This window comes from Neobacillus sp. GCM10023253, assembly GCF_042653105.1.
GTDB lineage: Bacteria > Bacillota > Bacilli > Bacillales > Cytobacillaceae > Neobacillus > Neobacillus citreus.
In genome coordinates this window covers 22,683-38,396 of sequence record NZ_JBHSHV010000004.1, presented here as the reverse complement: position 1 = coordinate 38,396, position 15,714 = coordinate 22,683, and the positions used below count along the sequence as shown (strand labels likewise).

Annotated in this window: 13 protein-coding genes; 5 read left to right on the top strand and 8 right to left on the bottom strand. The window is 42.5% G+C overall.

Annotated elements, in window-relative coordinates; genetic code table 11:
• Nucleotides 1-487: 487 nt before the first annotated feature.
• The 8 genes from ACFPA1_RS07245 to ACFPA1_RS07210 all read right to left on the bottom strand — a co-directional run bounded on the left by ACFPA1_RS07245 (nucleotide 488) and on the right by ACFPA1_RS07210 (nucleotide 9,242).
• Entirely contained in the window at nucleotides 488-1,678 is a 1,191-nt protein-coding gene (locus ACFPA1_RS07245; protein ID WP_378581880.1) for a M14 family metallopeptidase, read from the bottom strand.
• Nucleotides 1,679-1,754: 76 nt separating this feature from the next.
• The gene (locus tag ACFPA1_RS07240; RefSeq protein ID WP_378581879.1) at nucleotides 1,755-2,666 is read right to left on the bottom strand and encodes a class I SAM-dependent methyltransferase; all 912 of its coding nucleotides are present in this window, start codon (nucleotides 2,664-2,666) and stop codon (nucleotides 1,755-1,757) included.
• 141 nt (nucleotides 2,667-2,807) lie between these two features.
• Nucleotides 2,808-4,205, bottom strand: coding sequence for an FAD-binding oxidoreductase (locus ACFPA1_RS07235; protein ID WP_213148159.1), 1,398 nt, complete (start codon nucleotides 4,203-4,205; stop codon nucleotides 2,808-2,810).
• A gap of 120 nt (nucleotides 4,206-4,325) precedes the next feature.
• Nucleotides 4,326-5,705 carry a dihydrolipoamide acetyltransferase family protein gene (locus ACFPA1_RS07230; RefSeq protein WP_378581878.1) on the bottom strand — a complete coding sequence of 460 codons (1,380 nt, stop codon included), beginning with the start codon at nucleotides 5,703-5,705 and terminating at the stop codon, nucleotides 4,326-4,328.
• 29 nt (nucleotides 5,706-5,734) lie between these two features.
• Nucleotides 5,735-6,715: an alpha-ketoacid dehydrogenase subunit beta gene (locus ACFPA1_RS07225; RefSeq protein ID WP_213148161.1), complete on the bottom strand. Its 981-nt coding sequence runs from the start codon at nucleotides 6,713-6,715 to the stop codon at nucleotides 5,735-5,737.
• Nucleotides 6,715-7,779 carry a pyruvate dehydrogenase (acetyl-transferring) E1 component subunit alpha gene (gene pdhA / locus ACFPA1_RS07220; protein WP_378581877.1) on the bottom strand — a complete coding sequence of 355 codons (1,065 nt, stop codon included), beginning with the start codon at nucleotides 7,777-7,779 and terminating at the stop codon, nucleotides 6,715-6,717. Before pdhA ends, ACFPA1_RS07225 begins: the two co-directional genes overlap by 1 nt.
• 169 nt (nucleotides 7,780-7,948) lie before the next feature.
• A complete protein-coding gene (locus ACFPA1_RS07215) occupies nucleotides 7,949-8,506 on the bottom strand; it encodes a DJ-1/PfpI family protein (protein WP_213148163.1) in 558 nt (185 codons plus the stop codon).
• A gap of 133 nt (nucleotides 8,507-8,639) precedes the next feature.
• Nucleotides 8,640-9,242 (bottom strand): DedA family protein, encoded by a 603-nt coding sequence (locus tag ACFPA1_RS07210; RefSeq protein ID WP_378581876.1) that lies wholly within the window; start codon nucleotides 9,240-9,242, stop codon nucleotides 8,640-8,642.
• Between the two features lie 172 nt (nucleotides 9,243-9,414).
• Here ACFPA1_RS07210 and ACFPA1_RS07205 point away from each other — a divergent pair, with 172 nt between their 5' ends.
• From ACFPA1_RS07205 to ACFPA1_RS07185, 5 genes are all read left to right on the top strand, one after another.
• Nucleotides 9,415-10,251 carry an alpha/beta hydrolase gene (locus tag ACFPA1_RS07205; protein WP_241114081.1) on the top strand — a complete coding sequence of 279 codons (837 nt, stop codon included), beginning with the start codon at nucleotides 9,415-9,417 and terminating at the stop codon, nucleotides 10,249-10,251.
• A gap of 184 nt (nucleotides 10,252-10,435) precedes the next feature.
• Nucleotides 10,436-11,155 (top strand): response regulator transcription factor, encoded by a 720-nt coding sequence (locus ACFPA1_RS07200; RefSeq protein WP_213148165.1) that lies wholly within the window; start codon nucleotides 10,436-10,438, stop codon nucleotides 11,153-11,155.
• Complete coding sequence (gene pnpS, locus ACFPA1_RS07195) at nucleotides 11,152-12,561, top strand: two-component system histidine kinase PnpS (protein WP_378581875.1); 1,410 nt, start codon at nucleotides 11,152-11,154, stop codon at nucleotides 12,559-12,561. The genes ACFPA1_RS07200 and pnpS overlap by 4 nt, the downstream gene beginning before the upstream one ends.
• Before the next feature lie 186 nt (nucleotides 12,562-12,747).
• Nucleotides 12,748-14,652 carry a PhoX family protein gene (locus ACFPA1_RS07190; RefSeq protein WP_378581874.1) on the top strand — a complete coding sequence of 635 codons (1,905 nt, stop codon included), beginning with the start codon at nucleotides 12,748-12,750 and terminating at the stop codon, nucleotides 14,650-14,652.
• Nucleotides 14,653-14,778: 126 nt separating this feature from the next.
• Entirely contained in the window at nucleotides 14,779-15,690 is a 912-nt protein-coding gene (locus ACFPA1_RS07185) for an EAL domain-containing protein (protein ID WP_213148167.1), read from the top strand.
• The last annotated feature ends 24 nt before the right edge of the window (nucleotides 15,691-15,714 follow it).

Sequence of the window (15,714 nt, the reverse complement as noted above, 5' to 3'; positions counted from 1 at the left end):
TTTTGGGGATTTTGTTTTTTAAAGATTATTAATAGACATTTTTATTGTCTCAAGCAGCAATTTTTCATTTAGATAGGCTTTTATTGGACATTTCCTCTCCTCCACTCGACTGGTTTGTCCATTAGACATCTTCTATTGGACATTTCCTCTCTTCCACTCGACTGGTTTGTCCATTAGACATCTTCTATTGGACATTTCCTCTCTTCTACTCGACTGGTTTGTCCATTAGACATCTTCTATTGGACATTTCCTTTCCTCCATTCGACTGGTTTGTCCATTAGACATCTTCTATTGGACATTTCCTCTCTTCCACTCGACAGATTTGTCCATTAGACATCTTCTATTGGACGTTTCCTCTCTTCCACTCGACTGGTTTGTCCATTAGAAATCTTCAATTGACATTCCCTCTTCCACTCGAACATTTCTGGCCTTTATCCAATTAAAAATAAAAAACAGGCAGCCATCCCAACATGGCCGCCCCCAGAATTCAAAGATACAACCCCGCCAAAAAGATCCCCAAAGCCTTCTCATAAATTTCATCAAATTGCGAAAGGGGCAGCGGGTTCACCCCGTGGCCAAGTTCGACCGTGAAGCCTGGCCGCTGCCAATCCTGAATGAACCAGTCTTTGTAGCCGGCATAGCTCTCGAGGGTTTTAACAGGTTTATACCCGCTTACCCTGCTTAACTCATTGACCATCCCCTCGGATACCGGTGGTTCCATGTTCTCAAAGCCCCAATAGATTTCCTCGCCCTGGGTATGGAAGGCAAAGACTCTGGCATAATCGCGGTTCCGGGTTAAGTCTGCCATTGCGATAGCTTCCGGTTCTGACAACGGCTTCTCGCCGCCATAATCGCGCGGGCCCGGCTCTTTTGGATTCCGTGCCCGTTCCAGCTCCCAGCGTGCCGGGAACTGATCATTCAAATCGACACCCCGGATATTCGCTTTCCAGCCGGAAAAATCCGTGCTTCCTTTGTTGAATTCGACGACTCTATTTTTCCACTCAGGATTTTCAGGCGGTCCATGCAAAACGAGATTAACCCCATCCGGATTGACCATAGGCACCACCGATAAAGCGGTTTGCTGATACAATCTGGACATCTCAAGACCGCGAATCGGATTTTGATTAGTCAGCGACAACAGGTAATCGTTTAAAAACGTCATTAACACCGCTGTCGTAATCCACTCGTTGGCATGAAAGGAAGCATTATAATGAATTCTCTTTGAACCCTTTCCTATACGCAGCTCAGATAACTCGTTTCCGAGAACTGATTTCCCGATCGTGTTCAGCTGCAAAAATGGATACACATTCTGTAGCCGTCCGATATCCTTCGCCAACCGGATGAAATCGTAATTCTGCTTTCCTTGAACCAATCTCCAAGTGATTCTCAACGGCGTTTTTATCATTTGCCCAATCTGCAGCTGGTTCGGGTTAATATGTTGATTAACGAGTAATAATGCATCCACACCCAGATTCCGATGGCGGGCAATCGCCCATAAGGAATCACCCTCCTGGACCTGGTAGTCCTGTGCAACAAAGCCAGGAATTCTAATTCGCTGTCCGACGGAAATTTTATCGGGGTCAATGTCCCGATTTGAATCCAAGATAAGCTGTAAATCTAGATGAAACAATTGGCTGTAGTACCATAACGAGTCCCCACGCCTAACGATAATATCCATGAATGCCTCCTACAGCTAAAAATTGGTATCAATAAAAATGTATGCTGGCATTCCTGAAATATTAATTTGCCGCCAGTTATTTATGCACAGCCAGATGCGCAAAGTGAAAATGGTCAAAGGCGTGGAGACTATCTTCCCTGTTGGAAAAATATAAATCTTCGATATTAGCAGGAGCCAGGTTTTCATACACGAGCATGTTACAATTCTGCAGTTCGAGGTCCAGTTCCAACGGGTCAAAGCCTGTTTTCATTGGTTCTCCCGTTTGTGCGGTAATTTGCCGCATCTGAATCAGTCTTTTGGAGGCAAACTGGTCATCAAACGCAGCAGCATCTAGGTAATCGAATACGAAAGAAGTTCCATTTACAGACATCCCCGAAATGGTCGACAAAAGTTGAAAAAAGTCTTTTTTCTCGAGGTACATCACCACACCAAGCAAACTAAAAAAGCTTAATTTTTGCGGATCATAGCCGTATTTTTTGAGTTCGTTTTGAAGTGAATTGTGTTTAAAATCTACGGGGACAAATTTTACGTTGGCTGGCAAGTCCATGCCTAGTTCTTGAAGCCGATTTTGTTTAAAGGCTTGGGTTGCGGGATGGTCGACTTCATAGATGGTGAAATCTTCGGGTAAATCCAACTGCCTTAACGAAAAGGTATCAAATCCGGCACCTAAAATCACATATTGCCGAACACCACGTTCAATCGCTGCCATTAGCGCATCCTCTGCATATCTTGCCCTGCTGACCAATTGCGGAACCGTCTGATTATTCATGACCCAGGCTAATTTTTCCTCAAAGGCAGTCAATTTTGTACCTGGATCAAAGAAGGCAATGGCGTTGGCCCAATTGGCGCCAATCAATTGCTTTTCCTCCTCAAGCAAAAGGGCATTGGCCATATTGTCTTGAAAAATTGGCTGGCTTGATGCAGCTGCATGATAGCCTCTGGCAAAGCAGCTTACTAACGCGGTCAAACTTTCCTTTGTTTTTTCCAAATCAATTCCCCCTTCTTTTAAAAAAGAAAAAACCCCCAGCAAAAAAATTCGCTAGGAGTTAATAGTAAGCCCTCTATCAATACGTGTCAATTGCATAATATTTTATTATAACATAAAAATTTTAATTTGTCAATACATATTTTACTTAAGTTCAAATGGAGCTGACAAAGGCACATTGTCGAAAATCTTCCCTGGATTTAAGATATTGTTAGGGTCAACCATTGTTTTTATTCCCTTCATAATGGACAGAGTGTCCCCATGTTCCTCTTGAAGGAATTTCTTCTTGCCGAGGCCAATCCCGTGCTCACCTGTACAGGTTCCTCCTTTGGACAGGGCATACTGAACGATTTGCGTATGAACCTCCTCGACCTGCTTCATGTGTTCTTCATCCTGCGTGTCCACCGAAAAAACGGCATGGTAATTCCCATCGCCAACATGGCCGAAAATGACAGCATCAATTCCATACTGGTCAACAATTTTTCTAGTATATTGTAAGGCATCGGAAAGCTCCGATAACGGTACGCATACATCCGTTACCATATGCCCCTTACCAGGATTCGCGGCGATGATGGCCAGAGCAGCCTGGTGGCGCGCCTCCCAGAGCTGTGCTCTTTTAATGGAATCATTTTCGAATTCAAAGGTGACACATTGCTCATCCTTGATAATTTCTTGGACGATTTCGAGGCTGTTGGTGACTTCCGGTTCACTGCCGCTAAATTCCATAAACAGCGTCGGTTCCTCCCGATATGATGTGTTTTTAAAGGCATTAACGGCTTGGATTGTTTTTTGATCAACGAGTTCAATCTTCCCAATCGGCAGGCCGGCTTTTAGAAGTACAGTGGCCGCTATTCCCGCTGCTTCAATCGATGGGAATGTTGCTTTGATATCAATGGTGGTCTCAGGGATGCCTTGCAGCTTCAGGATAATCTCTGTAAATACTCCCAGTGTTCCTTCCGAGCCGACAAATAAACCGGTTAAGTTGTATCCTGCTGATGATTTATACGAATATCCTCCAGTGCGAATGGAGGAACCGTCTGCCAGGACTAGCTCCAGTCCGAGAACCTGGTCCCGCATGACTCCATACTTAACTGTATTCGTCCCGCTCGCGTTGGTAGCCGTCATGCCGCCTATCGTCGCATCTGCCCCCGGATCGACCGGAAAGAAGAGTCCATACTTTTTCAACGCTTGGTTTAGCTGATTTCTCGTAACCCCCGGCTGAACCGTGACAATAAAATCATCAGGGCGAACGGAGATAATTTCATTCATCAACGTAAAATCAAGACTAATGCCGCCGTTTAAAGGGATGATATGCCCCTCAAGGCTCGATCCCGCCCCAAAGGGAACAACCGCAACCTTATTTTCATTTGCAAACCGCATGATACGGCTGACCTCTTCCTTAGAAACCGGGAAAACCACCACATCAGGCATCCGCGGCGAGTGGTACGAAATCCCCTTGCTATGCTGCTCCAACACCGCCCCATTCACACTAACCCGCTCAGCATCCCCAACAATCCTTAACAACTCATCATACAGCCACACAACCTAGCCCCCCCTAACAAACTCATAAATTCACAAATTCACAAATTCACAAACTATCCAACCACGGCGGACAAATGTCTGCGCGCGGTGCCTGACTCCATATTAATTCACCCTATCAAATTATCGCCCTTCCAGGATGAATAGTTCCGGGTTTCCGATGAGGGTGCCGATTTCTTCCATGAAGGCGTTGGCAGGGGCACCGTCGATGACGCGGTGGTCGAAGGTTATGGACATGCCCATGACTTGACCGATGACGATTTGCTCGTCCTGAACGATTGGTTTTTTCTTGATGCTGTGGACACCCAATATGGCGACTTCTGGATAGTTGATGATTGGAGTGGCAAACCAGCCGCCATTTCCTCCTGTACTCGAAATTGTAAATGTACTGCCCGAAAGCTCATGTGGTTTTAATTTTCTTTCTCTCGCCCGCTTTGATAGATCTTGAAGCTCCGCTGCTATTTCCAAAATCGTCTTTTGGTCAGCATGTTTGATGACCGGGACGAGCAAGCCGTCATCCGTGGCCACAGCAACCCCAATATGGATGTTTTTCTTATAGATAATTTCAAGCTTCTCATCGTCTACCGTTGCGTTAAAGATAGGGTGCCGGCTCAGTGCCTTGGCGGCGGCCTTCACGAAAAACGGAAGGTATGTAAGCTTGACTCCAGCGCTTTCGGCATGCGGCTCCAGCTGTTTTTTTAGTTCAACCAGCTTGGTGACAACGACCTCGTCCATCCCGCTGCAATGGATGGCTGTGGATTTTGATAGTTTCATGTTTTGATAGATTTTTTTTCTTAAGCCCCGGATTGGCTCTCTTACTTCTTCTTCCAGCCTTACTGCTGCTTCTCGTTCTGACGGAGATTCCTTAGGCGGCGCAGATACTGCCGCTGCCTCCTGCAACTCAAATGCCGCAACAGTCGCCGCTGCCTCCTTCTCCGCAAGCGTCTTAAAGTTCCTGACGTCCTCTTCCGTCACTTTTCCGCCTTTTCCTGTTGGCACAACCTCGGTAATATCGATACCAAGTTCCCTTGCCAGTTTTCTGACAGACGGTGCCGCAATGACGCGTTTCTTTGGTGAAATACCTACTGAATTTTGCTGTAAATTATGTTGAGTAAATGAATTGGTTTGTGTGGAGACTTGTTTCGTGTGTTCAAATTGTGTGGATTCTCGTTGTAATGTATTGATCCCGTTTGAGCCTTGTTGGATGGATTCATGTTGTCCTGACGTTTTACTAGCTGACACCAGCACTCCCGCTCCAGCCTTTACGTCCTCAAGAACTGTGAATAAAACTTCGCCGACCTTAACAACCTCGCCGACTTCCGCGCCGATGGATTGTACTACTCCCCCGACTGGTGATGAAATTTCCACCACAGCCTTATCGGTTTGCACCTCTACGATGTTCTCATTTTCCCTTACATAGTCACCGGCTGCCTTAAACCATGTCAAAATCTCTGCTTCGTGTAAGCCTTCGCCAATATCAGGAAGACGGAATTCATAAGCCATATTTTTATGCCACTCCCATTTTTGAAAAATTAATGTGCTAATACCTCTCTAATCCCTTGGCTGATTCTGTCTGCATTTGGAAGCCAGTCTTCTTCCACTGATGGCACCGGATATGGCGTGTCAAAGCTTGTAACCCGCACAATTGGCGCCGACAGATGGAACAACGCCTTTTCGTTAATCATTGCGGAAATTTCAGCACCCGGTCCTCCGGTTTTCACCGCCTCATGAACAATCATGGCCCGTCCTGTTTTTTGCACGGAAGCAATGATGGTATCCTCGTCTATCGGCGACACCGTCCGCAGGTCAATAATCTCAATCGAAACAGGCTGCTCCTGCTCCCACTGTTCAACTACCTTGCTTACGAGCGGCACCGTCTGTCCCCACGTAATTACCGTTAGGTCTTCGCCATCTTTTACAACCTTGGCTTTGCCAATCTCAATGATGTAATCCTCTTCCGGCACTTCCTGCTTGAAAGCACGGTATAACTTCATCGGCTCCAAAAATAAAACAGGGTCATTATCGCGGATAGCCGCTGTTAACAGCCCCTTGGCATCATAAGGGGAACTTGGCATTACCACTTTCAGCCCCGGTGAATGCAAAAATAAACCTTCTAAACTATCAGAATGCAGCTCCGGAGTCTTGACTCCCCCGCCATACGGTGCACGGACAACCATTGGCGCACCCAGCACCCCGCCAGACCGGAAGCGAAGTCTCGCTGCCTGTGCTGCCATTTGGTCCATCGCTTCATAAATAAACCCGAAGAATTGGATCTCCGCCACCGGGCGCAAGCCCCTTGCTGCCATGCCGACTGCCGTGCCGACGATTGCCGATTCCGCAATTGGCGTATCTACTACCCGATCTTCTCCAAAAATAGCCTGCAGACCGTCAGTTGCCCGGAACACACCGCCGTTTTTTCCAATATCCTCTCCCAAGCAAATGACTCTCGGGTCTCTCTCCATTTCCTTCTTTAAGGTAAAATTAATTGCCTCTATCATTGTCATCGCGGTCATTATTTCAAAACCCCCTCTGATGAAACAGATTGCTGCTGCTCAGTAAGCTGGCTGGTCTTTTTCTCATAAACAATTTCAAATATATCTTCCACTTTACTTTTAAGAGTATTTGCAGCCAGTTCAAAGGCCTCAGTGACCTTTTGTTCCGCTAATTCAAATTCTCTCTGCTCCAACTCTTCATTCCAGATTCCTTTTTCAAGCAAAAACGCCTTTATTCGTTTCAGCGGGTCCTTGGCGAGCCAATCTTCCACATCGCTTTTATTTCGGTATTTTGTCGGGTCATCCGCAGTGGTATGCGGGCCCTGTCTGTATGTAACAGCTTCAACTAATACAGGCTGTCCGCTGCGCGCCCTCTCTAACGCCTGCTTCATTGTCGTATAGACCGCCAGGACATCGTTGCCATCCACCTGAATTCCGGTGATTCCATAGGCAACCGCCTTTTGGGCAATCGTTCCGCTCGCCGTTTGTTTTGATCTCGGAACACTGATGGCCCACTGGTTATTCTGAACGAAAAAGACCATCGGAAGATTGTAAACACCGGCAAAGTTGAGGGCCTCGTGGAAATCACCTTCGGAGGTGCCGCCGTCACCGATATAGGTCACACTGACACTGTTTTCACCTTGGTATTTCCCTGCCCAGGCCCCGCCTACAGCATGAAGGCACTGCGCACCGATGATAATTTGTACTGGAAAAACATTGGCCCCTTCGGCATCCGTTCCCTTTAAATGCCCCATCGTATAAAGGAAAAAGTTTTTCATTGGGAATCCGTGAACAAAAAGGGCCGCCCCTTCCCGATAGCTTGGATAAATCCAATCCTGATTTTCCAGTGCGAAAGCGCTGCCAACTTGCGCCGCTTCCTGCCCGCTTAACGGTGCATATGTACCAATTCTCCCCTGCCTCTGAAACTTTAAGGCTCTTTGGTCAAATACTCTTGCTTGCACCATCCATTTGTACATCGAAATTAACTCGTCATCACTTACCTCAGGCGCCCCGATTGTCAGCTTTCCGTTTTCATCTAAATACTGAACCCTGTTGACTGGCAATTCATTCGGTTCAATCCACATATAAGTACCTCCTTTTAAAAATCTCCCTAATTCCACCTGCTGGCATTTGTCCATGCTTGCGACTAGCATATATGCCCTCTATGTTTTTGTCAATACAGTTGTTCGAAGGTTCAGAAAATACACTTATTTTTAAAAAAGCAGGAGCATTGCTGCGCTCCTGCCTAAATTGTTATTTATTTTGGTTTAATTGATTAATAAATTCCCTCATAAAGCCAGGCAGGTCTGGCCAGGCATGGCCGGAAACGAGATTTCCTTGAACATGGAGATGGTTTTCAATATAAGTCGCTCCTGCCGCTTCCACATCTGGTTTGCAGGCAATATAGGCAGTTAACTCGCGTCCTTCCATATACTTGCGTACAGTTGTTAGCACGAGACTAGCATGGCAAATGGCACCGACTGGTTTGTTTGCCTCAAAGAAATGGGCAACGATTCGCGGCACATTCTCATTTAAGCGGATGTATTCCGGCGCCCTTCCCCCTGGAATAATCAGCCCGTCAAATTCCTCAGGATTTACATCCTCAAAAGCAGTTTGGGCTTCGATTAAGTATCCTTTGCTTTCCGTATAAGTATCCCAGCCGATAAAATCATGAACGACCGTCTGTAGCTTCTTTTTCGAAGGAGCTGCGATTTGCACCTCAAACCCTTCTTCCAAGCAGCGAAAATATGGATAATAGACTTCCAGCGCTTCTACAGCGTCCCCTGCTAAAATCAGTACCTTTTTAGACATTGAAAATTCCTCCTCTCTAAAAATAGGGCCATTGCCCTTTATTTATATATTCTGAATCTCGAATTCTATTTCCTTCCAATTGGATGTTTTTTAACAATTAAAAAGAGCAGGAGTTTAAGCCCCCTGCCCCGCCTTACACCTTTCCGACCATCCCTCTTTTCCGCCAATAAAAATAAAAAACAACGCACAGGATGAGTGCCAACAAAATAATGTAAATACTGTATTTAGATAAATATCTCTCAACCAAGATCCAGTCCTGCCCAAGTTTTTTTCCTAATGTAATGAATGTAAAGGTCCACAATAGTGCACCGCTATAAGCATAAACGGTAAATTTTTTAAATGGATATCTATTTATTGCAGCCACGTAGGCTACCAGGTGGCGGATTCCTGGAATGAAGTAGCCGACCAATAAAAGAGGCGGTCCAAATTTTTTAAAAAGCCTTCTGGTTCGATTGATTTTGATTTCGGTAATATGTATTTTTGGACCGTACTTCAATAACAGAGGCAACCCGAATTTATATCCAATCAAGTAGCTTAGCGAAATTCCTCCGGCTGCACCGACGAAAGCGCAGACCAATGAGTTAAAGTAAACTATTTTTCCTTCGTAGATGTTATAACCAAGATAAGTTAAGAGAACCTCATCGGGTATTGGAAGTCCGATGATGCCGCCTATTAATGCGATAATGATGCCAAAATAGCCATAATGCATGAGCAAATGATCAATATGGTGCTCCACTCTAATCCCCGCCTATTTAAAACAATTCAACATTCTTTATATTGATATTAAACCGCACAAATCATGCATTTAGCAAATCCATTTATCCCTCATATAATCTAAACAAACCTTGAATAGTTTTACCAATAATTAGGGCAATCTATTTTTTAAAAAGAAGAAAGAGATGAAGCCAATGCTTTTCAGACTATTTCTATTGTCCGTTACTTTGGTTATAACAATGTCCTTTACTCAATCTATCAATGGGCAAGAATTGAAACATATGAACCTTCATTATGGTGCGGATGTGAAGCAAACATTAGACATTTATACACCAAGTGGTAAAGAGAGCATAAATCACCCGGTTATCATTTATATCCATGGCGGCGGCTGGATGCGCGGGGATAAATCTAATGTCTCGGATAAGCCCTCTTTTTACACAAACAGGGGGTATGTATTCATATCCGTTAATTACCGGCTCCACCCTAATGCAACGTACAATGACATGGCGAATGATATCTCTACCGCGGTGAAATGGGTTTACGACAGGGCTGACCAATATCATATAGATAAACAACGGTTAAATTTGATGGGGCACTCTGCAGGCGGACATTTGGTCATGCTCATCGGTACGGATCATAGCTATTTGCAGCATGCAGGGATACCAGCAAACACGGTACAATCCATAGTGAACCTGGATGGACCAATCGACTTAGTGAAGTTTCTCCCTAAAAATGAGCAATATAAAGAGGTTTTTGGATATGATCGTAACGCATGGATGGAGGCATCCCCTGCTGCTAATGCTGTTAATCAACACTTGCCGCCCATGTTGTTGGTTACCCAAAACAGAAATAGCGTTTTTGATTTTATAGAAAAAACAAAAAGCGCCGGCAATTCAGCAGATATATTTGTAACCCATTCATTAACACATCGGGAGATTACCAAGCTGCTTGGTTCAAATAATAACTCGGCTGAAGCGATGAGTTTGACTAAAGCAGTGGAGGATTTTCTGAAGACTAATAACTCAATGTAAGGGCGCTTTTGGATAAAGGGTAAGCTGAGGCTTACTTTTTCTTTGTTGTTATTTACTCGCTTTTAGATATTGAGGCAGAAGAACCGTCCCCACGTCTCAAAGATTTACATTGTCTTTACTTTAGATTTACATTCCCCTAATAAAGGATTAACAATTTGTATGTATTCTTGAATGGGGGTGTATTATGAAAACTAAAGTACTTGTTGTAGATGATGAACAGTCTATTGTGACGCTTCTTCAATATAATTTGGAGCAGGCTGGTTTTGAAGTTATAACTGCGATGGATGGTGAAGAAGGAAAACTGTTAGCGGAACAGGAGTCACCGGATATTATCGTTTTAGATGTAATGCTTCCAAAATTAGATGGAATGGAAGTATGCAAACAGCTTCGTCTGGAAAACATCAAGACTCCTATTATCATGTTGACAGCAAAAGATGATGTATTCGATACCATATTAGGTCTTGAGCTTGGCGCCGATGATTATATGGTAAAGCCATTCAGCCCGCGAGAAGTAATTGCCAGAGTAAAAGCGATCTTAAGAAGAATCCAGGCCCAAGCGGAGCAATCTTCTGAAAAGACTAATGAGGAGCAACAGGAAATAGTAATTGGTAACTTAGTCATCCATCCTGAACGATATGAAGCCTACCTTCAGAAAAGACCGCTATATTTAACATTAAAGGAATTTGAATTGCTTCTATTTCTAGCCCAAAATAAGGGTCGAGTGTTAACACGGGAACAGCTGCTCAGTGCTGTTTGGAATTATGACTTTGTAGGGGATACTAGAATTGTCGATGTAAACATCTCGCATTTAAGAGAAAAAATAGAAGAGGATACAAAGCGGCCAGTTTATATTAAAACGTTACGTGGACTGGGCTATAAACTTGAGGAGCATAAAGACGAATGACCATTTTTAGGACAAGATTAGTAATGGCATTAATTACCCTGATCAGTTTCGTATTAGTTTGTTTAGGAATATTGCTTGGTGAGCTGCTTAAAAGCTTCTACATAGAATCAATGAGCGATGGCCTAAAAATGAACATCATATGGGGCATTGCCTTATTCCTTGTCATTGCCGTAGTGGTCATTATTTTTCTTGGAATAAGAATTATCTCAAAGTTTACAAAACCAATTGTTGAAGCAACAGATGTCGCTATTGAACTTGCCAAAGGAAATTACCGGGCAAGAACAAACGTAAAACGGCTGGACGAAACAGGCATGTTAGGCAGATCCCTTAATAGACTTGCCCAGAACCTTCAAGAACTCGTTAAATCCCAAGAAATGCAGCAGGAGCAGCTTAAGGTATTGATTGAAAATATGGGAGCGGGTTTGGTCCTAATTGATAGCAAGGGATACATTAATTTAATAAATAGAGGATTTATTGATATTTTTCAAGTAAGCCAAGCCGATTATTTAAATAAGCTTTATTACGAAGTCATCGATCAAGAAGAAATTCGTGATTTAGTGACCGAAGTTTTTCGGATAGAACAAAAGGTAAGTAAACAATTACTCATTCCATTATTAATTGAAAGAAGATATTTTGTTGTATACGGCGTGCCGATTATTGGAACTAATCATGTTTGGAAAGGTGTTTTGCTCGTCTTTCACGATATTACAGAAATTAAAAAGCTTGAGCAAATGCGAAAGGATTTTGTCGCAAATGTTTCACATGAATTAAAAACCCCGATTACATCGATTAAAGGTTTTACTGAAACTTTGTTGGATGGTGCGATGAACAATCAAGAGACGTTAGAATCGTTCCTGTCCATTATTTTAAAAGAAAGTGAACGGCTCCAATCACTCATACAAGACCTTTTAGACCTTTCGAAAATAGAGCAGCAAGGCTTCAAGTTAAACATACAGAAAATCGATTTATTTAAATTGCTTGAAGACGTTATTACACTCCTCCAAGGGAAGGCTGAGGAAAAGACCATTAGCCTCGAGCTTCTTTGTCCAGAGGACCGTGTACAAATACATGGGGATGTAGATCGGCTGAAACAAGTGTTTATCAATTTAATTGGCAATGCCATTACCTATACACCAAGCAATGGGAATGTTGGGGTAATCCTTCTCGAGCATGGTGAAACTGTCCGTGTTCATGTTAAAGATACAGGCATAGGAATTAAAAAAGAAGAGATCCCCCGTATTTTTGAGCGGTTTTACCGCGTCGACCGTGCCAGGAGCAGGAACTCCGGCGGCACAGGTCTTGGCCTGGCCATCGTTAAACATTTAATCGAAGCCCATCATGGTCAAATCAGTGTAATAAGTGCTCCTGGTGAAGGAAGCGAATTTATTATTGAACTTAAAAAATAATTGTTGTTTATTATTGAAGAAACAGTTCACTTTCCTGAACTGTTTTTTTCTTTGGCTCCATTTGAGATAAGGTTTTAACCTAATCTTTTCATTCCCTTAACAAAACTCTAATACGCACTTAACAAGTATTTTGTTTAATTGAATAGGAGAGTTTAATTTTTCTATTATACGAGGAGGGTCATCCTAATGAAAAAGATGTACTTTGGAAAGAAATATCCTACCATAGCTCTTGCTCTATCATTAACAATTCCTGCCTTAACACCAGCGGCAGCTGCATCCAATAATCAAGTAACAATTGATTCTGTTAAGTTTAATGGAATGCCAGCACCTACTACTATTGATAAAATGGTTAAGACGTACACAGAAGCAACAGTAGATGTAAAATACAGCAATGGTGAAGTAAAGAACTTCCCGCTTACTTATAAGAAACTATTTAAATCTGAAGATAAAGTGGCTATCAATAAAGGCGAGCTGATTCCTGCTGGTACTCCGATTGATGTAAACGGAAATCCGATCATGGATACTAGTGTAGAAGGGAATCCAACGTACTATGTATCCGATGCTCCTGATTCTAATAGTTTATTAAAGCCAATTGCGGGAAAACAATACATGGTCACCCATTATGAATACCAAACAATTGATGCTGCTGGCAAATCCGCTTATGGAATTGTTCCTGCATCCATGTCCCTGACAACTCTTGACCAAAATAATAAAACCGGTGAACTAACAACGAAAGAGGTAAAGAAGATTGATTTTTCGAGCGTAAATGGTCTTTGGATTCCATGTAATGGATCCCTATCACCTTGGAATACCCATTTAGGTTCTGAAGAATATGAGCCGGATGCCCGCAGTTTTGAATTGGATTCAACGTCTTATGCCAGAACTCAGGTAGAAAGCTTTGCAAAGCTTTATTTCGGGGATGCTTTAAAGGCAAATCCATATTTCTATGGATTCATTCCTGAAATTACTGTAAACAAGGATGGTTCTACTTCGGTCGAAAAACATTATAGTGCCGGCCGTTTCTCGCACGAAGTAATGAAGATGATGCCGGATAAGCGTACTGCCTTCTTCGGAGATGACGGATCCTATACGACGTTGTTTATGTATGTAGCAGATAAAGCGAAGGATCTTTCTGCTGGAACACTATATGCGGCTAAATTCCATCAAACAGGAACTGAGAATGGCGGTACTGGAGACTTAGAATGGATTAAACTCGGTCATTCAACTGATAAAGAAGTCAAAGCCATCATCGACAGCGGGGTTAAATTCAGTGATATTTTCGAAACATCCGATGTACCAAAAGAAGGCTTTAAAGCCATTAAGCAATATTCATACGGAAAAACGGAATACTTGAAATTGAAGCCTGGTATGGAAAAGGCTGCTGCGTTCTTAGAGTCCCGCCGTTATGCAGCAATGCTTGGAGCTACAGCTGAATTTAACAAAATGGAAGGCGTAACTCTAAACGAAAAGGACAAGAAAGTATACATTTCGATTTCCGACCAAAGCAAAGGTATGGAGGCAAACTCCGCGGATCCAGTTGATGATATCCATCTTCCAAAAATTAAATCAGGTGTTACGTATCAATTGGATTTAACATCTGGGCAAAAAGACAGTGAAGGGCAAAAAATAAACAGTGAGTATGCAGCGGCTAAAATGTCTGGGCTTATTGCCGGGAAGGACATGCCATCTGCAGATGCATTTGGAAATACAGCAGATGTGAATTCAGTGGCCAATACTGATAATCTAAGCTATTCCGAAGCATTAAGAACATTGTTTATAGGGGAAGACAGCGGAATGCATACTAATAACTTCGTATGGGCCTATAATGTTGATACGAAGGAATTATCAAGAGTTTTATCAGTACCAGCTGGGGCTGAATCAACCGGTTTATTTGCAGCAGATAATCTAAAAGGTCACTCTTATATTATGAGCAATTTCCAACATCCTGGTGATGAATTAGATGCTAAGAATATCACGGCAGTTGATAGGACTGAATTAATAAATGCCATGGAGAAAGAAATTGGTATTAATCGTACTGGTGGAGTTGGGTATATTTCTGGACTGCCTTCACTTGAAAACTTGAAAAAATAAACAGGTAAAGATGCTGATTAAAATCTTACTCCGGTAATCTACTGATTCCCGGAGTTTTTTCAGGTCCATCTAAATGTTAACAATTGTAAATTAAATATAATCTTACTTAAAGCAGGTGCACCCAACATGGATATTCAAGAAACCAGCCATTTATTTTCGACATTTAAGCGTAGTATCTTTTATTCTTATTTCAAGCACTTAAATAACAGAAGAATGAAGGAGGTTTTGTATTATAAAAGATTGAAGGAATTACAAAAAATAATGAAAAATAATACATTAGATACATTCTTTCAACCAATTCTTAAGTTACAGTCAGGAGAAACGATAGGATATGAAGCATTAAATCGTCCCCCTGTTACGAATCTATTTCCAAACACCGATACGTTTTATGAATTTGTTGGACAATCGAATCAAGTGTTTTTATTTGAGTGTTTTTGTAGAAATATTTCTCTTAAACGTTTTATTAATCGCTTAAAAGGGAGTGTCCGACAAAGAACCTCATTACTATTTATTAATATCCACCCTCATGTTTTATTAGATTCCAATTATCATAGCGGCGAAACACTTCAGCTTTTAACCGAGCTTGGCATCGAACCAAATCAGGTTGTCTTTGAATTAACAGAGAGAAGTGCTGTTACTGATTTTGAACTGTTTGAAAAGGTCCTTTCCAATTATCGTTCCCAAGGATATCGAATTGCCATTGATGATGTGGGTTCCGGGTACAATAGTCTTAAAACATTAATCTATTTAAAGCCTGAGTTTATTAAGCTAGATCGATCATTAATTCAAAACATTGATCAAAATATCGAGCAGCAGCAATTGGTAAAATTAATTATTGAATACGCAAAACAATCTTCTACGGAGATAATTGCAGAAGGAATAGAGAGAACGGAGGAACTGCATTTCATACGTGAACAAGGAGTCCATTACGGTCAAGGCTATGCACTTGGTAAACCACATCAGGAAGTAAAGCCTGGGATTCTTCCTAAGTATTCAGTAAATCATCAGAAGACCATCGTCGAAGGTGAAGCCAGCTAATACTTAAAAAAGAAGCATCGTTGG